Annotated in this window: 12 protein-coding genes; 2 read left to right on the forward strand and 10 right to left on the reverse strand. The window is 51.6% G+C overall.

The window, feature by feature from the left end:
- Positions 1 to 183 precede the first annotated feature (183 nt).
- On the reverse strand, positions 184 to 969 hold the full coding sequence (locus F454_RS0111630) for a PEP-CTERM sorting domain-containing protein (protein WP_018970834.1): 786 nt from the start codon (positions 967 to 969) through the stop codon (positions 184 to 186).
- A gap of 81 nt (positions 970 to 1050) precedes the next feature.
- Positions 1051 to 2991, reverse strand: coding sequence for a dienelactone hydrolase family protein (locus tag F454_RS0111635; RefSeq protein ID WP_018970835.1), 1941 nt, complete (start codon positions 2989 to 2991; stop codon positions 1051 to 1053).
- A gap of 531 nt (positions 2992 to 3522) precedes the next feature.
- Between F454_RS0111635 and F454_RS0111645 the strand changes: the two genes are divergently transcribed.
- Positions 3523 to 4176, forward strand: a complete 654-nt coding sequence (locus tag F454_RS0111645; protein ID WP_018970837.1) for a response regulator — start codon at positions 3523 to 3525, stop codon at positions 4174 to 4176.
- Positions 4177 to 4282: 106 nt separating this feature from the next.
- Here the strand turns inward: F454_RS0111645 and F454_RS0111650 are convergent, their stop codons facing one another.
- The 8 genes from F454_RS0111650 to F454_RS0111685 form a co-directional block, all read right to left on the reverse strand.
- Positions 4283 to 5107 carry a PEP-CTERM sorting domain-containing protein gene (locus F454_RS0111650; protein WP_018970838.1) on the reverse strand — a complete coding sequence of 275 codons (825 nt, stop codon included), beginning with the start codon at positions 5105 to 5107 and terminating at the stop codon, positions 4283 to 4285.
- A gap of 205 nt (positions 5108 to 5312) precedes the next feature.
- A complete protein-coding gene (locus F454_RS0111655; RefSeq protein WP_018970839.1) occupies positions 5313 to 6089 on the reverse strand; it encodes a PEP-CTERM sorting domain-containing protein in 777 nt (258 codons plus the stop codon).
- A 116-nt stretch (positions 6090 to 6205) separates the two neighbouring features.
- Entirely contained in the window at positions 6206 to 7039 is an 834-nt protein-coding gene (locus tag F454_RS15050) for a sialate O-acetylesterase (RefSeq protein ID WP_018970840.1), read from the reverse strand.
- Position 7040: 1 nt separating this feature from the next.
- Positions 7041 to 8579: an MGH1-like glycoside hydrolase domain-containing protein gene (locus F454_RS0111665; RefSeq protein ID WP_018970841.1), complete on the reverse strand. Its 1539-nt coding sequence runs from the start codon at positions 8577 to 8579 to the stop codon at positions 7041 to 7043.
- A 144-nt stretch (positions 8580 to 8723) separates the two neighbouring features.
- A complete protein-coding gene (locus F454_RS0111670; RefSeq protein ID WP_083913005.1) occupies positions 8724 to 17267 on the reverse strand; it encodes a sialate O-acetylesterase in 8544 nt (2847 codons plus the stop codon).
- A 48-nt stretch (positions 17268 to 17315) separates the two neighbouring features.
- Positions 17316 to 18122 carry a hypothetical protein gene (locus tag F454_RS0111675; RefSeq protein ID WP_156817260.1) on the reverse strand — a complete coding sequence of 269 codons (807 nt, stop codon included), beginning with the start codon at positions 18120 to 18122 and terminating at the stop codon, positions 17316 to 17318.
- 38 nt (positions 18123 to 18160) lie between these two features.
- A complete protein-coding gene (locus F454_RS0111680; protein WP_018970844.1) occupies positions 18161 to 22177 on the reverse strand; it encodes an Ig-like domain-containing protein in 4017 nt (1338 codons plus the stop codon).
- Positions 22178 to 22188: 11 nt separating this feature from the next.
- Positions 22189 to 24219 (reverse strand): dienelactone hydrolase family protein, encoded by a 2031-nt coding sequence (locus F454_RS0111685; RefSeq protein ID WP_240471567.1) that lies wholly within the window; start codon positions 24217 to 24219, stop codon positions 22189 to 22191.
- A gap of 236 nt (positions 24220 to 24455) precedes the next feature.
- Between F454_RS0111685 and F454_RS0111690 the strand changes: the two genes are divergently transcribed.
- Complete coding sequence (locus tag F454_RS0111690) at positions 24456 to 25028, forward strand: PEP-CTERM sorting domain-containing protein (RefSeq protein ID WP_169334390.1); 573 nt, start codon at positions 24456 to 24458, stop codon at positions 25026 to 25028.
- Positions 25029 to 25074: the final 46 nt, after the last annotated feature.

The raw sequence follows: 25074 nt of genomic DNA on the forward strand, positions 1-25074 counted from the left end.
TCAAGGTCAGGACAAGCAAGCCGTGAGAGTCAGCACGAAACAGCCTTCTATCAAAAAGTAGGGAGAAGGTTTGCTAAAAAACAGCAGTGCCATCGATGCGAGTCATAGCACTGCTGTCTTGTGGGATAGTCATGACTCTCGGATGGGTGGAATAGTCGCCCATCTCGGAGTCAATCAGGTCGATTATCGACGACGACGAAGGAGAAAGGCAAAGCCGCCCAGGCCGATCAGCGATGTCGATGCTGGCTCTGGCACCGCAGTGACGTTGAGCTGAATCGCACCAGAGTCGTCATAAGCAAGGGCTGCATTGAGCCCCGCTCCGACGTTGCTAATGTTGAGCGTAGCCAACTGAAAATCAGCATCATCAATGGCATCGTTGGCAAACTGCATCAAGGTGATGGTTCCAACGCCTCCAGTGTAGGAAGCCATGTCGACATTGTAAGTAGCATCAGCCATGGTAGCAAATCCTGAACCGTTGTTACCGAATGCCAAGTTGCCTGCATTGATTGTGGTGAAGCCTGAGCTATCCAAGGAGAAGCCGAATGCATTACTGCCCTTATGTTCCCAATGGCTAGCGCTGATTATCGCGCCAGATGTAAAGTTGAAGGTGCCGCCATTGAGGTCGTGAAAACCGCCAGATCCGAGCGTCGATAATGCCTCAATATTGAGTGTCGAGTGATTTGCTCGGAACACACCTGTGTCGGCGAGTGTCGATCCGCCAGAAATGGTGATGATCGAGCCGAACGGCAGATTACCAGAACCAAGATCGTTGGTAACCGTGTCACCATTTGAGATGGTAATCGTGTCACCAAAGGTCGGCACTGTATCGTTATCCCAGTTGTTGGCACTGGACCAAAGTCCATCACTAGCACCACCATCCCATACGACGGTGGCCGCTTCTAGGCTCGCAGTACTCGCCATTGTGAGGGCAATAGCTCCGAGCAAACTATGTTGTTGTTTTACTTTCATTTGTTTTTGTTTTTGTTTTCTGGGCTTTTTGGGGGGTGTTTCCCTCACAGCTCCAAATCGTTTTAAGTGAATAACTAGCTGCTATTCTTGTGCTTTTTTGACTCCATCCACAGCCTCTTCGAGCTCAATGGATTCATCAATTTGATCAGCAAATTGTTTTTCGTAATCTTCCGGGCTAAGTTCGATCCCTCCACCATTCATCAGAATCGTTTTAGGGTACGCACCGCCTACCCACTGCATCATGCGAAGTTGCTGTCCATGGCCGTGCTTGTTATTGCTGTGGAAGGTTTTTTGATGTCCATCAACACGCACATCCAAGCGATGTGTCAGCGTGAGATGATCCAAAGTCTGCCAATCTTTTGGCATGCCTTTTTGATCCGACTTGACTGGCTTGAGGTCCGCAATGTCGATCTCGACTGACTGCCATTCATCCGATTGCTTCAGCGGCACCACGGCATAGAATTCACCTTGCGGGTATTCACGCCCATACTTTGCGTAATCATTGAAGCGAAATTCCAAGATGAGATTCTCGGCATTTGGGTCAAGAACCTCCACCGCGAGCTTCGCCCCCACTGGCCCACGCCACTTAGGGTCGCGAATCTTACGCGTGTTGAGACGGTTTTGAGAATAACGATACCAATCTGGCTTGGCGTAATTTTCAAAACTTTCCTGGATCATACGAGTCGAACTATCAGTGACGGCTGGATTCGCTGCCTGAACTTCCGGGATTTCAAATTTCTCGATATTCGTCGATATGAAGTATGTCTTTGCTGGTGTCGCACTCCACCTAGGGCCCTTAAGCTTCAAGTGCTCAGGGTGCTTGTAGTTCACATTCGCCGTAGCAAAGAAGCCAAGGTTCTTCGATGTGATGGGAGTGGAGGCCACGTAGACATCTCCTTGCTTCTCCACCTCAGCCGAACGGTTGAATCGGAACTGACCATTTGGGTCCTGCGAGTAAAAGATTTCAACACTCTCGATTGCCTGAGACGAGTCTGGGCGCACGGTGATGATCGGACCATTGGCATCGCCCTTCAAATCGACTTCGATCTCCGGTGTCTTCGGAACGGTGTAAGTCCCCTTCAGGTATTGCTCAAACATCAAGAGATCCACAAAATCACCTTCAAGCGCGTGGCGGTGGTTCATATGCGGCGTCATCGAATAACGCACTTCTGTATCTGCTGGGATGTTGCGCCAGTTGAATGCCATGCTCGAGACCAAGCCATTGAAGTCATTGTGTGGTCCCTTGTACATGATGGGAGCCGTGATCAATGGAAGCATCTGTGCATCGTCGATGTATTTTGCATATAGAGGCTTCATTTGCTGTGGGCGCGAGGAATTCCCCTTGCGTTGCTTCAGTGCCTCTGGCGCGGCACCAGTACCACCACAGGATGGCACGGCAACTTTCACACGATCATCAGTGCCAGCGAGCATCACAGAGAGCTTTCCTCCCATCGAATGCCCGTGTACTCCAATCTTCTCTGGATCTACCATCACGTGCTGCTGCAGGAGGGTGATGGCGCGTTTATTGGCCAGGTTGATTAAAAACCAATTGTTGTTTCGCGGTGAATCAAAGTCGTCATAACCGAGTGGGCTAGGATCGGTACGAGCATACCAGCCATTGTTTTTTTGGGTCGCGTCAAGTGGTGACCAATCGGTACCAATGGTGCCCTCTGCTGGCTGCCCAGCTTCTTGATGTTGCATCAATCTACCACCCCAATTGGTGGCGAGCACCACATAACCATTTTGAGCAATACCGAGTGCGTAGTCGGCTCCTGCTCGCTGACCACCGCCGTGGATTTGTACAATGCCAGGAAGCTTCTCGTCACTATTGCTTGGGTAGGCGAGGTAGCCGCCCATCCATACTTTCTTCCCTTTAAATGTCCCTACTAGGTAAGATATCATCTCCACCTTCACTCCATCTTGTTCATAACTGTGGAGTACTTTTTTCTCTAATGGATCCTTACTGGCATCAAACCGAGCCCACAATGACTTCACATCCGCTGGCAATGAATCTGCACTCATAGGCGCCAGTGTATCCTGGAGTTTATCTTCTGCCTTTGCACTTAAAACAGGCAAGAGCGTCATTGTACTTAATATCACCCACTTATACATATAACCCTAATTTACACGAGTAAGTCTCAGCGAGTATCCTGTATTCACGGGATGCCATTCTACAGGTATGAGATCCACGCCACGAAAAACACTCAAGCTGATCAGAATGGCAGATGATGGCTCCGGCAAAGCCACGGAAGTCACATCACACCAATACTCAACGCGAAATGGCCGAACAAGAAATGCCAGAGTATCAAATATTTCTATACATCATGCGCGACATCATGAAATCATACCTACTCGTTGGTCATGGCTCTCTTGACAGATGCTTCTGACAGCTCCCAAAAACCATCTAAGTCGCTATCACAGAAAATAGTGGGGACATCATCACTGATGACCTAGACATCCATTCCAGACACCTGAGGGTGGGGCCACCTCCACTGTACTCAGCCTCAAAATAAAAATTCAAAACCTCTTCAAGCTCACCAAGGAAATCACACCATGCAAGACACCATCAAAGTTTCCGTCATCGAAGACAACCCTCACTACAGAGAAGTCATTAGTCTCGCTCTAGAAGATGAAAAAGGCATCAATCTCATCAGCCAATTCGGCACTGCAGAGGTCGCACTGCGCACGCTTCAAAATGCCAAACCTAATGATCTTCCAGAACTCATCCTGCTGGACCTCCACCTACCCAGCATGAACGGGATCGACTCCATCCCCTTCTTCAAACAAATCTCCCCCGAGATCAAGATCATCATCCTCACCCAGTCCGACAGCGAGGCAGATGTCCTCAATGCCATTTCCGAGGGAGCCGATGGCTACCTGCTCAAGTCCGCAGCGCTCGATCAGATCACCCATAGCATTCGTAAAGTCATGAAAGGGGGCGCCACCCTCGACCCAAGCGTGGCCAAGTTCATCCTCAACACCCTCAAACACAAACTCCCCAAAAGCGAAGTCGAGGCCACCCTCACCAGCCGCGAGCTCGAAGTCCTCGAACTCATCTCTTCGGGCCTAGTGAAAAAGGAAATCGCCGCCAAACTCAACATCGGCTACACCACCGTCGATAGCCACGTCGGCAACATCTACAAAAAACTCGACGTCCGCAACGCGCCAGAAGCGATTAGCAAAGCCTTCAAACAAGGGATTTTGTAGAAGTGAAACGTGCGAAGTCAAAAGTGTGAAGTGCCTTCACCAAGAACGCTCGCCCCTCCACAAAGCTCAGGCAGCGACAGAGACGCATCCCTGCCACGGTACAAAACTAGCGCTTGCGGCGCACGAAAAGCGCGAGAGCTCCGAGACCTAGGAGACTCGTAGTAGCAGGCTCTGGGACGGCTGTGACATGGAGTTCGATCGCCTCAGTGGAATCATTCCATTGGAATTCCGCTTGAAGTCCAGCACCCAGCCCGCTCACACCAAAGTTGGCACCAGTCGCAGCATCTGTGAAAGTTGCGTTGTCCATATTTGCGCCGTCACTACTGAAATCCACTAATGTGATCACCCCCACACCGCCAGTATAAGCGGCCATGTTAGCATTGTAGGTAGCATTAGAGATCGCTCCTGTCATGCCACCATTACCGAGTCTAAATGTACCTGGTGTTAGCGTGGTAAAGCCAGCAGCCCCTAATTCAAAACTGAAGACATTGAGGTCTTTCTGCTCCCAGTTACCCATGTTCACGGAAGCTCCGTTTTGGAAATTAAATGTACCACCATCAAGATCCCAGAATCCTCCTCCGTTCAAAGAAGATCCTGAGCTCACGTGATAGGTCGCATTGTTAGCCCTAAATACAACTCCATCACTAGAAAGGTTTGAATTGCCTGAAAGGGTGAGATCGACACCAAAGGTAATATTGTCACCAGCTAAGTCCATGATAACCGTATCGCCATTGTTGATGGTTACAGTGTCACCGATTCCGGGAGCTCCAGAAGTTCCGCTGCCATTGCCATCCCAGTTTGCGGCATCCGACCAATTACTATTCCCAGCAGCGCCGCCAGTCCACACGACTGTGGCCGATTGCGCCGCCATTGGCAAAATGGCGAAGAGTGCGAATGTTCCTAGTAGTTTGGATTTGGGTAGGTTTTTCATCACAAATATCAATATGGTGTTAGCTTCCTCAGTTCATTGAGGCCAAAGAGTATATTGTTACATGACTCACTTAATATCAACCTAAAAACACCCTGTATATGTAGGAGTTCGCTAACAGATCGAGTTCTAGGCCGCAGCACACACAAAGATGCCGTCATTCCCGAAGGAATGACGGCATCTGAAATGAGAATATGTTTCGTAGTGCCTAGCGCTTGCGGCGCACGAAGAGCGCGAGAGCTCCGAGGCCTAGGAGGCTCGTAGTTGCTGGCTCTGGGACTGCCGTAGTCACCACTAAGTTGACGTTACCAGAGTCGTAGACCAACTCCCAATCACGTCCACCATCAAGGTTTTGCACATCAAGGGTTGCAGTTTGGAAATCTGAATCAGTAATGGCATTATTCGAGAATGACATGAGCGTGAGTGTGCCGATCCCCTTGAACGCATCGGCATTCACGGTGTATGAAGCATCAGCCATGGTAGCTCCTCCACCTAATAATAAATTGCCAGCATTGATGGATGTGAAGCCACTACCACTGAGTTCGAAATTAAAAGCATTGGTGCCTTTATGCTCCCAAAATGATGCATTCACCGATGAACCATCAACAAAATTGATAGTGCCACCACTGAGGTCAAGAAAGCTGCCACCACCAAAAGTCGAACCAGCACCAATGTTCACTGTGGTACTACCTAGACGTAAAACACCACCCGCAATACTAGTGGTAGGATCTATTAATGAAGATCCGCCTGAAAGGTTGATTGTATAAGAACCGTTGAATTCCGTAGCTGTGACAGAGGATCCATCGGTGATGAACACATCATCGCCAGCTACAGGAACAGCATTACCGTCCCAGTTAGCACTATTGTTCCAATCGTTATCAGCTTCGCTGCCATCCCAGGTGACTGTCGCAGCATGAGCTCCCATTGGTAGTATTGCGCTCAGGGCTATGGCAGCGAGCAATTGAGGAGTGGATTGTTTTTTCATAATTTCAGGATTATTTGTATGATTGAATGAACTGGCTCCTTAGAATCGGCAGTTCGGATTAATAACTATGTCAAAGTGGTGGTAATTTGTCTTTCCCGTGATCACAGGGTCTTTCTCTAGTGCTGGATCGCTTGAGCAGGGAATGAGAACACTGGCCAAGAGTTTTCATCCTGTAAATTCGGGATCGCGATGTCTGACCACCCCATTCTGACGAAGCGTGGCTTGGGGCAAGCTTCAGCGCTGAGTAAGACGGTATTTCCCTGGAGGATGGCAGAAGCTGGCACGAAGTCTGTGCCGTCGGCTGAAACTTCAAAGAACGATGGTTCCTTGCCGTCTTTTGTCTGCAAGCCACGGTCAACCTGAGAAAATTCGACCTGCACCTTGTCCCCCACGAGGCGCGCATAAGCGAAGCTGGGGCCAGCGCAGACTACGTCTTTGGCATAAATTTTGGCGAGCGCCATGGAAGCGAGCCGCTCACCGACCGGTTGCTTGCTTTTGGGGTGGATGTCTTTGACATGGATGTCTGTATCGTGGATGGCCACCAGTTCGACGCCTTCAATTTCCTCGGTAGCTTTGTACTGGGCAGCCCAGATCGTATCGCAGAGTGTGCTATTCTTTGGCTGCTGGCCATTGCTGTAATCATAGGGTGCGATTTGCACTTGGTAGAGCGGGATGTTAGGCACACGAAATGCTTTCGACCAGCCGTAGGACAAGGCTTGTAGCTTTTTAAAGTACTGAGTATCTCCACGATTGGACTCCCCTTGGTACCAGATACTTCCTTTGATCGCATAGGGGGTCAGCGGGGCGATCATGGCATTGTAGATGATGTTATCCGCCCAGCTATAGACTATATGACTGGAAATCACCTTCGGCAGAGAAACCTCAGCTTGGGCATTCATTGCCATAGCTAGGGTGCAGGCTCCGAATAGTTTTGCGTATTGGTTCAACATCTTAGTTTCCTTGCTTTGGCATTGCTTTCAGCGATTGCTTTCCTGGTTTGATCTGGTGGTTCTCGCCATTGATCACAAGCTCGAATGCGGTATTGCTTTGCACGGTGACACGGCCCGCTCCATCGTAGAGGATGTCTGCCACGGTCTCACCAAACTTAAAGTTCTTCAGGCCATGCTTTTGCTCTTGGTGGAGCCTCCACTCGATCCGCTTTTCCTTCGCATCCACTGTGTGAAAGCCCATCACATTTTCTATAAACATAGAAATGGGGCCAAGTGCTGACCATCCGCAGAAGTCTTTGCGCACGATGTGACCATTCCTACGCACCACTGGGTAGTCGCGAGTCGGGCTGTAGCATTCCCAAATTGTGTGCGGCTCCACGGCCTTGTAGGTGCGGTACATGTGTGCCAATAGATTCTCAGCCGCCTCGTCTGCTTCTTTGTGGAAGCCATATTTTTCCAAGGCCTTGGTGCCCATGTAGGCAGTGGGCAACCAAATACCACCACGCCAGTAGGCTCCATCTGGTGCCACAAAGCTAGGGTGATCACGCGCCACCGTGGCCCAGGGTCTCTCGCCGCCAAAGGTATTGGGGTCAGTGATGTGTTTTACCATCCGCTGCGCTTGCTCAGGCGAGCACATTTCAGCAAGCATCGGCCAAAACGATGCGGGAGTCTTCACTTTGTGAAATGTCTTCCCGTCCTCAGAAATATCGTAGTAAATGCCATCTTCTTCGTCCCAGTAGTAGTCATTCACCATTTGCTTGACCGACTCGTACTTGGCTTGCCACTTGGCAGCGATTTCCTTCTCTCCGAGTCGTTCCGCCATCCGCTGGATTGCCAATGCTGAGAGCCCTTGCTGGGCAATGGCATCGACCCAGAGGCCATCACGATTGCGGGAGGTGTTGTCCATGCCGCTGGAACATCCGGTCCACTTGTAGCCGAGCTTCTTTGGTTCCAATGTCACCTCAGCACTCGGGCCTTCTTGGGTTTGCAACTGCCAGCCATATTCTAGTTGGTTGAACCAATGGTGGTGCTTCTGCAGGTACTTGGTTTCTGTCAGCAATGTCTTTGCGTGATCGTCATCCCCGGTGAAAAGGTAATTTCCGTGCTCAGCCCATGCGAACAAGGGTGGATTGTCTGGATGGCGGATCCCCAAGGGAAAGGTCCCACCTGCATATTTATCAGAATGCAGGGGCTCATAAAAGTTGTTCAAGGTCTCCACCCCGGGGAATTTCTCAGGTGAGTACTTGCAAAAGAGGACCATGAAACACGTATCCCAAATCCACACATGGCTATCCGAAAATGCTTCATCCATGTAGGGTGTTTGCGCGATCCCTTCTTTGTGCGCCACGTGATCGTAGGCTTGCTGCCAGGCGGTCCAGTAAAGTTCTACATAGCCAGGTTCTTTCTCAAAAACCGGCTGCGGCACCCAGGCTCGATCGAAAGGCTCCTTCTTCTCAGGCTTTGCTTCCAAGCCAGTCCCCAGTGCCGGCGCCACCAGCGCCAGTGCCATCCACTTTTTCCATTGATTTGCTCGCATCATATTTTTGCAATTTTGATGCCATAGCATAGACTGGCCAGCTGGGTTTAGTCTGCCCTGTGATCACAGGACTAGGGAGCACATCTAGAGAATAAACAACCCTAGGTTTCACGCATATGCTACAAACCTAGGGTTCCAAGTTAGGGGCTAATTTTCTTCAACAATGGTGAGGACCAATGACGATGTGACAGTGTCGAAACCTAGGGTGCCATTGAGCCCGCTAGACCCTGAGTAAACATTGACTGCTGCTGGAGTAAATGGCTCATCATAAGCGCCAGCATGCATGCTGTGATCCATCAGAACAACGGTGGTGCCATTGCTTATATCGTAATCAGATAGATCCACTTCATAGGTCACATTGTCCCATCCCGAACCCATCAGGCTGCCTGCTTGGATTGTGGTGAAACCTGCAGCCGACAAGTTAAAGGAAAAGGTATTCTGCCCCTTATGTTCAAAGCTCATGTTCGGGTTAGCAAAGGCTGCCCCATCGTGAAATTCAATGAGTGCTCCATTGGTATCAAGGAATGTGAGGGAAGCACCAAGGCTGCCACGGAGCTCGAGCACCGATGCCTGCAAGCGGAAGACTCCAGACTTATCGATTTCCCCATCCACCACAAAGTAATTTGAATCCATGAACTCATCAGCAAAGGTGACCGATGCCCCCGCTTCCACAGTGAGCGAGTTGAAGTCACGCTTACCATCCACAACGGCAGCACCCTGGCTCACTCTCACCCAATCATCCATATTTGGCAGGGAATCTCCCTCCCAATTGCTAGCACTGAGCCAAGAATTATCTCCAGCATCACCATCCCAAGCAAGCTCCACGAACAAGTCAAGGACGAGCTGGGAATTTGCCGTGTCGAAGTAGAGAGTGGCCGCCAAGCCTGAGTCGCCACTCACGATCACCACATTCGGGTTGAAGACGCCATCAAATACCGCATCGTGTGACAAGTAGTCCATCAGGATGATGGGTGAATCCAAGTCCCCCGCGTACTGCGAGACATCCACATGGATCGTGATGTCCGACCATGAACGGTCAGTGCCATCCAAGTTATCTTCTTCGACCGTGATGAAGCCAGACTCATCGAGCACAAAGTGGTGGGTATTTCCATCTTCACTCAGGTAGTGGTCAATGACCAAGGTCACAGCTGAGCGCGCGACATCGAACTCGAGCACCGCAGCAATTCCGCGCCCACCATCGTTGATGTTCACGCTAGGGTTGAACTCGCCATCATAGGCGGCAGCGTGGCTCGCGTAGTCGATCAGATCAATGACCAAGCCATTCTCTAGCTCGTATTCAGACAGGTCGACATTGAAGGTCACATCCGACCAATCTTCATCCACACCATTGTAGAGATTCCCAGGAGTGAGGGTGGTGAAGCCCGCACTAGAGAAGTGAATCCCGTAGGTGGTCGTGCCACGGTGCTGGATGTTGCTCGGGCTGAAGGTGGCTCCATCTTCAAAATTCAGGGTGCCATCCTGGAGATCAATCCAAGCCCCATCCATCCCGCTGCCATCGTAGAAGTGGAAAGTCATTCCACCATACAATCGCGCAGCTGCCGCGCTATTCGTGATCTGAGCGCCATCCACCACGTGCATGGTGACCCCAGTTGGGAGCGACCAATCGTTGGCTGGGATGTCAATCGTCTGACCATTTGCAATGACCAAAGTCTCGCCATTCGCTGGTACCACTCCACTGCTCCAATTACTAGAAGATGTCCAGAGTGAGTCACCTGATCCACCGAGCCACATTTGATCTGCTGGTGCTGCAAGCTCTAGGTAGTGCGCTGTGTAGGTGACAGCGCCACTCGCAGGTGCCACCACAGGCCAGCCCGCAAAGTAACGGCTACCCGAATTCAGCCCGATTGGTGGTGCGGCCGTTTGCCCTTCAGCCACCGTCTGGGTGCTCACGGAGCCATCCACATTGACGAAACTAATCTCATAATTCGTATCAACCGTGAAGACCACCATTGAGTTTTCGAGGTCGAATGTCAGCGAACCTGTGATTCCAGCACCAGCATCCTCGACATTCACCACGGGATGGAAGCTGCCGTCGTATGCTGCCGTATGGCTAGCGTAGTCGATCAATTCGAGAACCTTACCATGGCTCGTGTCATAGGCACTCAAATCGATGTTGAAGGTCACATCTGACCAATCTTCACTACCAGAATCCTTGAGGGCTCCGGGAGTGAGGGTGGTGAATCCAGTCGCTGAAGCCACCAATCCATAGCTTGTCGTACCACGGTGCTGGATATTGCTTGGCGTGAAGGTCGCACCATCCTCAAAATTCAGAGTGCCATCGTAGAGGTCAATCCAAGCACCTGACATGCCTGAGCCGGTAGCAAAGTTGAAAGTCATCCCACCGTAGAGACGGGCTGCAGCCGAGCTGTTGTCGATCTGTGAGTCACCCGCAACATTGACCGTAATCCCAGCTGGGAGTGACCAATCATTGGCTGGAATATCCACAGTATCTCCATTCGCGATGGCAATCACATCACCCTGAGCTGGGAGCAAATCTTCAGTCCAGTTCGCTGCAGAAGTCCATACGCTATCCGCAGCACCACCGTCCCAAGTTACATCCACAGCACCTAGGTCTACTTGGTATTGAGCCACGTATGTCGCATTAGCAGATGCCGGAGCAACCACTGGCCAAGCCGTGAAGATTTTGTCTCCATCACTCACTCCCGCGGGAGGAACAGCCACTTCACCAGTCATCACCCATTGGCTGCTTTCTGAGCCATCGACATTGATAAAGGTGATCTCATAACTAGTGTCGAAGGTGAATACCACTTTAGAAGTCGCCACCTCAAAGCTGAGCGCACCACTGAGCCCAGAATCGCCGGCGGTGACATTCACCACTGGGTCGAAGCTTGCTCCGTATGCGGCGCTGTGGCTTGCGTAATCGATCAAGTCCACAGTGAGTCCATTGGCGATGTCGTAAGCTGACACATCGATGTTGAAGGTCACCTTTGACCAATCTTCATCACCCGCGTCGTGCAGCGCCCCCGGAGTGAGGGTTGTGAAGCCTGCGCTTGAGAGCGTCATCCCATAGCTCGTCGTCCCACGGTGTTGGATATTGCTTGGCGTGAACGTGGCTCCATCCTCGAAATTGAGGGTTCCATATAGGAGGTCAATGTAGGCTCCGCTCATACCACTTCCAGCAGCAAAATTGAAGGTCATCGATTCATACAAACGAGCAGCGGCAGTGCTGTTGTCGATCTGTGAATTTCCGGCCACATTCACGACAATGTCGTTTGCTAGGTCAAAGAAATTGGCAGGGATGTCAACGACTTGACCATTGCTGATTGCGATCACTTGACCAGCACTCGGCAGGACTGACCCCGACCAATTTGCAGCAGATGTCCATAAATTATCGCCAGCACCACCGACCCAACTGATGTCGACTTGACCGACATCGATCTGATAATTCGCCGTATAGGTCGCATCTGCAGCCGCAGGCAAAATCTGCGGCCATGAGGTGAAGATCTTGTCACCACTATTCACTCCGGCTGGGGCAGTCGCCACCACGCCCGCGTCCACAGTCTGAGTGCTCACTGAGCCATCCACATTCACAAAAGTGATGGTGTAGGTGACCACCATCTCTTCATAGAGTGCGGTGTAGGTGGCATTGGCCGTAGCAGGTTCGATCGTTGGCCAAGCAATGAAGTTACGAGTCTCCGTACTCACACCAGTTGGTGCTTCAGCAATCTCTCCTGCAGCTACTGTCTGGTTCGTCTCAGTTCCGTTGACATTGACAAAGGTGATAGTGAAACTATCGAGTGGCCCAACGAGGGCTCCATAGATGGAATCTGCCTCAATCTGCTCACCATTAGCATTCGGGTGAACCCCGTCGTAGTAGACGTCAGCAGCCGTATCGAAGGTGCTTGCTAGATCTAGAAAGCTGACTTCAGAGCTCGCCGTAGATTCATCGGCAGCTAGGGTGCTCAGCAAACCATTGATCGCCACATAGTGCAGGTTCTCAGCCTTTGGTACAGTGAAGTCACCATTCACATCAGCATTGAAACGTGGAAGAATCGACACCAATAAGATACGGATATTCGGGTTACCATGACTGCCGACATCCCCCTGAAGGTTGTCCACGATGGACTTGAGGTTATCTCTGACGTCTTCAGCAGTCGTCGTATCATCGTGACCAATGTCATTCCCGCCCAAGAAGACAACCGCTGTGTCAGGGGTCTCATCCTGATCTTTCAGGGTGCTCAGGAATGATGGAGCCATGTTGGCAAGATGAACTGCCCCCAAGCCCCAGTACCCTTCATGCCTATTGACAAAAGTCTGACCACTGTAGTCGGGGTAGACCGAGAACGCGTCAGGATTTACTGGATCGTAATTGTTCGTGCTCGTGCCCACAAATTCATGGGCAATCCCTTGATCCACTAGATGCTTCCAGAATGGATAGCGCCACGACCAATTACCGTCACCGGCAGTGTGAGTGGCTGAGGCTTCGGTCAGGGAATCACCGATACAGATGATCTTGCCTAAGCCTTCCACCGGCTCATGCACACTGACTGCTGCCAACGAGAAGGCCTCGTAGGCAAAGATCGCATTATTGCCACCACTTTTCACTAAATCTAGTGTCAAGGTGTCTGCGCCATCAGTCGTGAAGTCGATGGTGTATTCGTACTTCTCAGTGCTATTGCTCTGATAGTTACCAGCAATCGTGTCAGTGGTGCCACTACTCGCTAGGCGCACCGTGGCATCGAGGTTCAATTCATAGGTTGTGGCATAGAACTTCAGCTGGTACGTGCCCGCATTAGCCACATCTAGGGTGAGACGTACTCCATCACCAACAGCGGCAATCGTTGCATTTCCAGCAAAACTGGTACTTCCTGAAGCGGTAGGAGAACCATTGCTCCAAGAATACTGGTTCTGGCCATAAAACGAGCCACCATCAAAGCTGGTATTGCCAATCGCCGTCAGACTGGTGAATCCAATGCCACCATCCATGCTCTGCCCAGGAACCGTAAGCGCACCATCCCAAGCTCCCCAATCTAGAGTGCCATCAGCACTGAGATCAATTGCGGTGCTTCCCTGCGCCCCACTAGCACTCTGGCTCAGCGATACGGCCAAATCAGCGGAACCACCCACCAATAGATATTGGGCTAAGTAGCTTGTATCCTCAGTCGCTGGAGCGATGCTTGGCCAGGCAGTGAAGGTTCGATCTGGGGTGCTCACACCCGCTGGAGGAATCGCCACCACTCCTTGCAGAACCGATTGAGTTGTCGTAGAACCATCCACATTGATGAAAGTAATCTCGTAGCTTGAAGGCGTGGCACCATCGACAAAGCTATTGATGTAGAGCTGCACATTGGCCTCACCGACTGCGAAATGATCGTAGCCGTGAATGTCCGCAAAGTTGGTCCGGTAAGGAGCCACTTGGGTATTAAAAAGCGCAGCTCGGGAGTCCGTATTCGTGATCGAAGCGAGGACATTATTAATCCGTTGCCCCGAATTGCCTACAGTGTTCATCACATAGCGGAAGTCACTGCTTCCTACATCGCCAGCCAGCTCATTGAGCATGCCATTCCAACGTTCGATATAGACCGAATCTGGGGTGCTTACCCCCGTGGTGGCTCCATCACCATCCGCTTCTCCTTGGAACCAGAAGAGGCCCTTGAAGTGAACGGTTTTACCTTGGCCTTCGAGCTCAGCTATCTTGGCTTCGAGTGCTGCCGTCCCACCCTGATAGGTGCCGAAGAAGTTCTTCTGATAGGCCCACTGCGGAGCACCATCCTTGAACCAATTCTCAATTGCCATGCCCGGCTCGCCTTGGATCACGACCGTCGGATTGGTAAAGCGACCAGAAGCGGTCAGTGCCGCCTGCACGCCCGCACCAAATTGGAAAGTACCGACCTGATTCACGGAATCCCACGGCCAAGCAGCATTCGACTGACCAGTCGCGATGAACAAATCCACAATGTCACCACTTGCTTCAGTATACTCTGCGGTGTAGGTGGCATCTGCGGTGGCCGGAGCAATTGTCGGCCAGCCTGTGAAAGTACGGTTACCCGAGTTCACTCCCGCTGGTGGGGTCGCTACCACTCCTGCAGAAACCGACTGAGATGACTGCGATCCATCAACATTAACGAAGGTGATCGTGTAGCCAGTTGGCGTGTTTTCGAAAGTATCAATGAAGAGCTGAGCATTTGCCTGCCCCACCGCGAAGTGGTTGTAATCATGAAGATTGCCATATTCCGCTTCCACGATGATATTTTGATTATGATACGGAGAATTGAGCGCATCATAAATGGCTCCACGCGGGTCAGCGTCAGCCACAGCATTGAGGATCGTGTTGATTTGGTCTCCAGACTCAGCCACAGTATTCACCACGAACTTGTATTGAGTGTGGTCCAGCCCAGCGGCTTGGAGATCGGCATCTAGCTTTGCCAGCAAGCCGTCCCAGCGGGTTTGATAATCTGCCTGTGTGGTATTGGCAGTGGCATATGGGCCAAGTCCATCGCTCTCACCCTGCCACCAAAAGACGCCGCGGAAGCGAGGTGTATTGCCCGCTGCGATGATCTCATTGATCTTCGCCTGGAGGCTTCCTTCACCACTGCCATCGATGTCAAAGAAGTGACGGTCATATCCGGTGTAAGCAGCTCCGCCAGCAGCCCAGAATTCTGCCCACCAATAAGCAATCGGGCGGCCACCATCCCCCTGCAATACCACCGTCGGGTTGGAAAATTCGCCAGAAGCACTCAGAGCCGCTTGAACCCCTCGGCCAAAGCCGTATTGATTGTCCATCGGGTACACCGCATTCGACTGCCCAGTCGCGATGAAGACATCCACGATGTCGCCACCCGCTGGCGGAGGCGTTACTTCGCTAGGCTCTACCACAGTAGCCAAAGCATCCGCATAGGCTTCACCAATGTCGTACATGTCATTGGTGCCATTCCCAGTGTTATCGGACGATCCTTCACCGCTCTTGCCTACGTGAACTTGGCTATTCGATTGGCCGTAGTGATCTGAGTTAACAAAGGCGATGTCGTCATCTGGATTTGCAACTCCAGCCTCCAAACCTGCTCCCCAGCGGTTGTTGCCAGTGATCACCACTGGGAAATTTGCAGAATCCTGCAAGCCATGCTCACTCGCAAGGTGAGCGCGCACTGCTGTGATGAACTCATTCAAAGCCGCTGCTGATGTGCCATTCTCACCTTGCCACCAGATCATGCCTTTAAAGTTCGGGGTGTGGCCATCCGCTTCTAGCTTGGTGACCGCATCAGAAATCGCTGCTTTGAACCCGCGCCAAGCATCACCCTGTCGGTAGCCCGTCGCAGTTGTATCCCAGTCCGACGCGGCAGTGACCTCCGTCGAGGTGCTGAGGCCGGAACCATCCACACCATATTTGATGATCCCGATCGGGTTACCCGTCAGATTGATTTCATTGGCACGAGCGGCAAAGCCAATCTCAGGACCAAACCACGCAGCTGGCCCTAGGGCACCGGCAGCCGTATCACCACCCAAGGCGCCACCATTACCAAATCGATTGTCGTACCAATATGCGCGAGTGTAGCCAGCCTCAGTTTGCTCCGCCCAATCGGAGAAATTCTGAGTGCTCTCGGCATTGTAGCCATCGCTGTGCCACGAACAATAGAACATCACATCGTGCGGTCCTGACTGTGCTGGGCTCATTAAATTGGAGCGCTCCCCTTGCCCATTCGCATTCGATTGCCCAGCAATGATGAAGAGGTCCACTACCTGTGCCACATCGCCAGAACTCACAGCAATGTTCACCACAGTGTTGGGTGCATCTGAGTCATTGGATGCAATCGTCAGCGTGGCATTGTAGACTTTGTCTCCCGCGCCTGGGTTGAAATTGAGCGCAATATTGCCTGCAGCGCCCACGGCGAGCGATGAATTGTAAGCTCCCACCGTGAAGTGTGCGGCATCAGCACCACCAACAGTGACACCAGTCACCGACAATGGCTCCTGCCCATTGTTGTTGTAGGGAAGCTGGAACGTCTCGGCTGCTGAATCGTTATCGAAGCCAAAGCTCGGATCGATGTTAAGGTTCGGCACTGGAGTCACATCCACTGCAGACAAACTAAAGGCTTCATAGGCGAGAATAATATTACCGCCATCCTTCACCACATCCAGCGTGAGCGTGTCACCACTATCAGTCGTGAAATCTACCGTGAACTCATACTTGCCCAAATTGCCTGGAACCGTTCCAGTCGCAAGATCACTGACACCACCATTCGCCAAGGTGGCAGTGGCTTTCAAATTCGTCTGTGAGGTGGTCGCGTAAAACTTAAGTCGGTAGGTGCCAGCGCTTGGCAAGTTAAAGCTGAGGCGCACCCCGTCACCATCAGCTCCCAGATTGGCATTGGTGGTCAGGTTGTTGCTCCCCGTACCCGGTGAGTCACCATTATTCCAAGTGTAACTATTCTCACCATAAAAGTTATAAAATGCATCCGAGGCACCACCAACGTAGGTCATATTGACGTAGCCGGCACCACCATTCATCCGAGTACTCGGCGCCAATGTGCTATTGGCAAACACCCCCCAATCAAGATCTCCCTCAGCTGAGATATCCACTGGATTTGTACCGGGCGATCCATGGGCACTCTGATTGAGTGACACATCGATACTCGCTGCCATTGACGACAGCGCGGCATAGATACTGAACAGAATCAGCGTGATTGTTTTTTTAAGGATTGGATTTTTCATTGGATTTCGGATGGCTTTGGGTTTTGGGAGGAAAGATTATATCGTGAATTATTGGCTGCTATTGGTGCGGTGTTGATTGAGGGTTAGATTACCCATTTTGATGAGAGTCGTACCATCTTGAGCATCGCGGGCTGAATGATTTTTCTCGATATGCAGCACGAGAGAGTGGGTTTCTTTTTCCCATTCGAAGCGACAGTCTTGGTAGACACCAGCATTGAGGATTTCTGTTGATTTCGTCGAAAACCACTCAGGGTACGTGTCCTTCGAGCAACGATCGAATTGCACTAAGACTAGCTTCTGTGACGGACCTCGATAATCTTTGAGATCCACTACGTAGCGGGTTGCCGCATTTTCAGGTGGGGCATCCACTGAGAATATATAGGGACGCAGTGGCTTGAACCCTTGAGCATCCAACTTAAAGGTGAAGCTTGGCTGCAGCTTATTTTCCCAGAGCACCTTGCCTCCTAGCTCAGCCCCAGACTCGAAAGTGACTTGCCCACCCAGCCAATCCAAAAACATCTGGTGCTCTTGTTCACTAGTAAGTTTTGCCTTAGACCCGATGTGAATCTGAGCGTGGTTAAAGCGAATCACTGCTGCCACTTTCAAGTGTGTTTTCCCATCCAATCGTAGTGATTCAGCCAGTAGGTTGCCGTTCTCCAATGTATTATCCCAGATCACCTCCGCGTCTTTGATCACCACATCATCACCAAGCCGAGGTAGACGATCGACTGACCAATTCTGCGGTGAAGTCCAAAGCCCATCACCAGCCTCACCATCCCAAGTGACAGGATTAGCCAGTGCTATACAGGTCAGTGCTATGGGGGTAATTGCGTGTAGTGTTGTGCTTATTTTCATAGCCTTTGTTTGTTGAATGTTTGCTGTCAGCATCTGCTCTACTCGACGCGTACTCTGAAGAAGCCTTTTCTATCTTCTGGGTTGAGTTCGATGCTGACCGACTCGATCGCCTCATCCGCCACATGACCAGTGGCGATTTCATCCCACCCCTCGTTACTGAGATCGAATGAATGATCGATCGAATAGCTTTTCCCACTCACTGCCGGCCATTGGATGACGAAGTCACCATTTTCAGAGGAACTCGTGGTAACACGGAAGACCGAGAATGCATCGCTGGGGATAGTGCCTGTGATGAATTCTTCCCAGTTGGCTTGCCCGTCACCATCCGCATCATCGAGCAAAGCGTCATTGCTCCAGCGGTACCCGTAGGTGTCTAGCCAGCTAGTCGTCACTCCATGTTCCAGTGTGTGCTCACCACCCGACCAGCTGAGCTGGGCGATCGTTGGGACTGATCCAGTCCAAGCACTTGCTCCCAGATTGAAGGTTTGTTCAGCACCAAAACCAATGAACTTCGCCTGACTCCAAGCGCCCAGCTCGGTAGTGCCGTCGGCTAACTTGAAGTCAGAAAGCTCCAACTCCACTTCATTGAGCCCAATCGTAATAGGCACATAGGCCATGTAGGTATTACTAGATCCTCCATTCCAATCATCAGCCACCAAACGTACCACGAGGGTATTTTCAGCATCTGCTGTCAGATCAAATTGGAACGTCGCTCCTACACCACCACGGTAGCAAATGTCACTGATCTTGCGGGTGTGGAACTGCCAAGCCTGCGAGTTTGACCCATTGATGACAAACCAATCACGGAACCCATGGCTTGCCGATGGGTCATCAATCGCTTCGCTAATCTCCGCAGTTTCCTTCACCCCACTCGCTAGCAAGGCATCTGGATCTAGCACATGGATTTGATGGATCGCTGTGTCTAGATCATCGGGTAGCGAGTAATCATCATCCACGCCACTTGGGTAATAGGTGTGCACCTTGGAAGCGATCGTCAGATGCTCCGTCGGCGAGCCAAATGGAACGTCCTGCGAAAAGCCGACATCGTAGGTGATCACAGCATGCGCCACCATCATTTCTTCCACATCAAAGACGGGCAATGCAGCCTCCCAGTGGCTCCCTTGATCAATCGCTTCTGCATGGCGCCAGAAGCGCGTGCGCGAATCACGATCCGTGCCATAATAAACATCCACGGAAACAATAGAGAATGAGGTCGATGAGTCAGGGAATACTCTGAAGCGCGGCACACCGTCATCACTTGACCATTCGAGTTCGGAATCTGAAGTCTCTGGGAAATCAATATCCCCCTTGAGGTGGTGGCGCATCCAATGCACCCGTGCAGCCAACGAGGAATCGGTCACTCTGTGGTTGTAATGAGGATCGGTCACCAAGCGGTTATTCGGTGAGACATCACCTAAGCCCACTTCGTGGATCGATAAGCTCTTCGTCGCTAAGTCAAATGGTGCATTAAAATCATTAGATCCATTGAGAAAGAGCACCGGGACAGAGACATGCGGCCAGTAGCTTTGATCCGCCACCGCATTCTTGAAGAGCTCAATATCTTGCCAGCCGGTGGAATGACGTGCGGTTCCTGGGAGCCCCCAGAAATCTTCATAAAGGTAGCCAGTTCCGCCAACTGCAGGCGCCAGCACCGTGATGCGTGGATCAGTCGATGACATCATCGTCGTTCTTCCACCCATACTCCAGCCCAGCACACCAATCTTACTATCGTCCACTTCCGCTTGGGACTGGAGGAAAGTAATCGCACGGCGCACGGCATACCCATTCAGCGTCCAGCTGCTATTCATTGGGTGCGGAATGTCGAAGAGCGTCTGGCCATCGCTAAATGTCGCTGGATCTACAGCGGCCCAAAAGATCGCTTCAGTGACAGGGTTTTCCAGTGGTTCGCTATCTGTAGAAACTCGGGTAAAGCCACCTGCGATACCGTCCCAGTCGGTATTCGGATGCACTTCACCTTCCGCGGGTGCTGGTTCGTCTGGATTTGCCGCACTGAGGTGCAAGCCACCCCAATTGATAGAAATTGCAGCGTATCCTTGCTCGGCCCAGAACTTTGGAATCACACTCTGCGCCCGTTGACCCCCGCCATGGTTCTGCAATAAACCAGGCAAATTAGAAGCCCCGGTTGGGCGGGCATAATAGGCCGCAATCACTGGATTTGCCGTGTGCTGGCTCCCAGTTAGGGTTCCTAGCTCGTAAGTAATACGCGAGATCGTGATCGTATCGCCAGATCCATCGCTGTGAGGCTCAGTCCAGGTCGTCACGGTGGCCGTGTTTAAGGGATCATTCTCGATCTTATCCTGAAGCCAGACCCACATGTCTGAGGATGTCTGAGGCGTGTAGGAAATCGACACTGTGGCCACATTCGAATCATCAACACCATCATTCACTTTGAAACTAAAGCTATCATGCGCTGGTGAGTCACCTGTGAAGGTGTAGACGAGGTTTGGTGCCGTCCCGGAAAGAGAACCGTGGTTCGGGTTGCTCACGATGCTGTAGCTGAGTTCATCCCCCTCGATGTCGCTCGCCACTAGCGTGACATTCACCACATTCTCGCCGTCATAGGCGTAGCTGCGACCACTCGCCACCGGAGCATCATTGCCAGCGGCGTCAATCGTAGCCACTAGCTGTGAGGTGCTCGTATCAAAACTCAAGGCGGCACCAATACCAGTGCCACCATCGATCACATTCACCGTGGGATTGAATGTCCCATCGAAGTCCGTCGCATGGTTGCTGAAGTCAATCAAAACGACCGAGAGCCCATTGCTCGTGTCGTATTCAGAAAGATCCACATTCATTGTGAAATCACTCCAACCTAGGGTGCCACCATCAGCTAAGCCACCCAAAGCTAGGGTGCTAAATCCAGTCTCTGAAAAGGTGAAATCTAGGGTTGTGGCACCACGCACCTCCACGGTGCTAGCCACATCAAAGCTTGCGCCGTCAGTGAATTTTAGATGCGAATTTGTCCCTATGTCCAACCACCCTAGGTTCGAACCTACCTTACCAGTCGCTGAAAATTCTAGTTCACAACCGTAGGGACGGAAGGCGCTATTCGTATCCAAATCTAGGGTGCCGTGCACCTTGATCAACTTGCTGGATGGAAAGTATGAAGCAAAACTCACACTGGCACCCTGCCCAATTTCTAGGCTCTTGAAGTCGGTACTCGCCCCAGTCACCACTGCGGAGCCAGCCACTAGGACATCATCGGCATTGGTCGGCACGGCATCGCCCATCCAGTTCAATGCGCTCGACCAGAGGCCATCACCAGCCTCACCGTCCCATGACAATGGGCCTTCTGCAAAGCTATACAGCAATTGTCCGGAGCCGCTATCAAAGCTCAGCTCACCTTCCAGCCCACTCTCACCAGCCACCACATTGACCACTGGATTAAAATCGCCAGTGAAGTCACCCACCACATTGCTGAAATCCATCAAAACCACACTGGAGCCATTCACGATATCGTAATCACTCACATCAAGGTTCACCGTGATCTCACTCCATCCAGCGATCCCGCTATCCCAGAGTGCCCCTAAATTCAAGGTATCGAAACCCGAATCAGAAAGCGTAAAACCTAGGGTGGTGGCACCACGCATTTCTAGGGTGGAGCTGGTTCCAAAGCTCGCACCATCATCAAAACTCAAGACCGCACCAGTGCCCAGATCAATCCAGTTGATCCCACTGCCCATCACCCCCGTGCTGGAAAAATTCAGGGTGCTTCCCTTGGGCCTGAATGCCCCACTAAAACTTAGGGTGCCTCCAATGTTGAGCACCTTCGAGCTCACGTTGTCAGTGGAGAAGTCGACACTCGCCCCGGACTCAATCGTCAAGGTCGCAAAGTCCGCGGTGGCCGCCGTCACGGTAGCTCCCACACTTACCTCATCACTGGCACTTGGCAGTCCGTCTGGATTCCAGTTGGAAGGAGAACTCCAAAGCCCATCTCCCGCTTCACCGTCCCAAGTTATTTCTGCTTGGGCAATGCTGGCACCGAGGGTGCAAAGTAGGATTGAGGAGAATGCTTTCATGTGTAGTTGTTGCATGTCTCTTTGCTTTATTGCTTCGCCTTCTTCAGTCCATCGACCTTCTCTTCGAGCTCAATGGAGACGTCTATTTGATCTGAGAATTGTTTTTCGTAGGCCTCTGGACTGAGCTCAAGGCCACCACCATTCATGAGAATGGTTTGTGGATATTGCCCGCCGAGCCATTGCATGTTGCGCAGTTGCTGGCCGTGGCCATGCTTGGCATTGCTGTGGTAGGTTTGAGGCTGCCCGTCGACCGTCACATCCAATCGATGGGTGAGCGTGAGGTGGTCGAGCGTCTGCCAGTCCGCTGGCATGCCTTTTTGGTCAGCCTTCACTGGCTTGAGGTCATTGATGTCGACTGTGACTTGCTGCCAATCTGCAGACGGTTGAACAGGCACCACAGCATAGAATTCACCTTGCGGGTACTCGCGACCGTACTTCGAATAGTCATTGAAGCGGAACTCCATGATCACATTCTTCGCTGCGGGGTCGAGCACCTCCACCGCAAGCTTTGCCCCAATCGGGCCACGCCATTTGGGATCGCGAACCTTGCGAGTGTTCAGCCTGCGCTGGGAATAGCGGTACCAATCTGGCTTACCGTCATTGGCGAAGCTTTTCTGGATCATGCGAGTCGAGCTATCGGTGACGGCTGGATTCGCTGCCTGCACCTCTGGGATTTCAAACTTCTCAATATTCGTACTGATGATGAATGTCTTTCCAGGATCTTTACTCCAACGCGGCCCCTGCAGCTTCAAGTGCTCAGGGTGCTTGTAGTTCACATTCGCGGTGGCGAAGAACCCTAGGTTTTTCGAAGTAATCGGCGCTGAGGCCACATAGACATCGCCTTGCTTTTTCACCTCAGCCGAACGGTTGAAACGGAACTGACCATTCGGGTCCTGTGAATAGAATATCTCCACGCTTTCAATCTCCTGAGATGTGTCTGGGCGCAGCGTGATCACTGGCCCGTATTGGTCACCTTTGAGGTCGACTTTGAGCTCAGGGTTCTTAGGCACCTCGAAGTCCCCCTTCAGGTATTGCTCAAACATGAGCAGATCGACAAAGTCACCTTCCTTGGAATGGCGGTGGTTCATGTGCGGAGTCATCGAGTAGCGCACCTCGGTCTCTGCCGGGATATTCCTCCAGTTGAAGGCCATGCTCGAAACCAAGCCATTGAAGTCGTTGTGCGGTCCCTTGTACATGATCGGACACGTGATCAATGGCAGCATCTTGGCATCGTCAATGTACTTCGCATAGAGTGGTTCTAGTGGCCTTGGACGCGCAGAATTTCCCTTGCGCGCCTTCAGCTCAGCTGGGGCAGATCCAGTACCACCGCAGGATGGCACTGCCACCTTCACGCGCTTGTCTGTACCCGCCAACATGACCGAGAGCTTGCCACCCATCGAGTGACCATGGACTCCGATCTTCTCTGAGTCCACTTGATCTAAATGCTGGAGCATGGTGATCGCGCGCTTGTTGGCGAGGTTGATCAAAAACCAATTGTTATTGCGTGGGGAATCAAAATCATCGTAGGTGAGCGGATCTGGCTTCGTGCTTGCGTACCAACCATTGTGTTTTTGGGTGGCATCGAGTGGTGCCCAATCCGTACCCACCTTCCCTTCACCCGGCTGGCCTGGTTCTTGGTGTAGCATCAATCTACCTCCCCAATTGGTGGATAAAACGACGTAACCATTCTGAGCAATCCCCCTTGCGTAATCCGGATCGGCACGTTGCCCACCCCCATGTATTTGCACGATGCCAGGCAACTTGCCCTTAGCTTCACTCGGGCAAGCCAAATACCCCCCCATTCGCACTTTCTTTCCTTTAAAGGTGCCCACCACATAAGAGATCATTTTCACTGTCACTCCCTCTTTCTCGTAAGTATGCAAGACCTCCATCTCCAGCGGATCCTTTACGGGATCAAAGGTAGCCCACAACGAGGCAACGTCTGCTGGCATTGTCTCTGGCGTAAGTGGTGGCAAGGTGTCGCCACCGCGATCCTCAGCCATCAGAGGCATCGCTAAAAAAGTAGTCACTGAGCCCAATCGAAACATATTCATCATGTTGCTTAGAATAGCTCATGGTCACTTACTTTCTATCCTGTGTTCTCTGGAATATGTCTCACCCGTCGTAAAACACTCACTCACACATGATTCAGTAGATTGATGCTAGGCAACTTACGCTCATATCGCGTGTTCAAATCGTGTTCAAATCGAGCCTGTCACCATGTAGACGTAATTCTACTTGACCCGAGTATTGTATGAACTAGCGTCCCGCTCCTACCATTCACATGAATATCATGCGCACTCTTCTTCTCTCATCAATCCTTCTATGCGAAATCAGCGTTGGAGCGATTATCCATTCCGTAGATGTGATCTACGATTTGAGTAACAATAGCATTCAATACTCTGTCGACTTCACCAATGTCACAGACTCTGATAAAACTCCGAATGGCATTTCGATTATCGCCTTCGACTTCGATCTCGACGGCAACCCGCAGTTTCTTCGCCCCAACTACGGCACACTCTTCTCAGCTTCACATGCTGGCGAGTACATGAAAGATTACGAAAATGGCATGTCCGTGTATAAACTAGATACGCCTGTGAGCTCTGGACCACTTTCCTTCAGTATGATTGTCACAGCTTATGACGCTGCTGACATGGCAATTCTCGATACCAGCACCAACAAGACCGTGGACCTTGAACTAAACATCAACTACGGAGGCCTGATCTCCGACGTGACTGGAGTCTCGAACCCTAATGACCTAGGCATAGCTGTTGCGGGATCTGTTGTTCCTGAGCCTAGCACCAGCACGCTTCTCCTGGGCTCAGCCACTCTCACTTTACTGCGAAGAAAGCGCTGCAAAAAGTGAGGGAATTAAAAACGGGCAGACCAAGTAGCCTGCCCGTGTGAGAGAT

The organism is Rubritalea marina DSM 17716 (assembly GCF_000378105.1).
GTDB classification, from domain to species: domain Bacteria; phylum Verrucomicrobiota; class Verrucomicrobiia; order Verrucomicrobiales; family Akkermansiaceae; genus Rubritalea; species Rubritalea marina.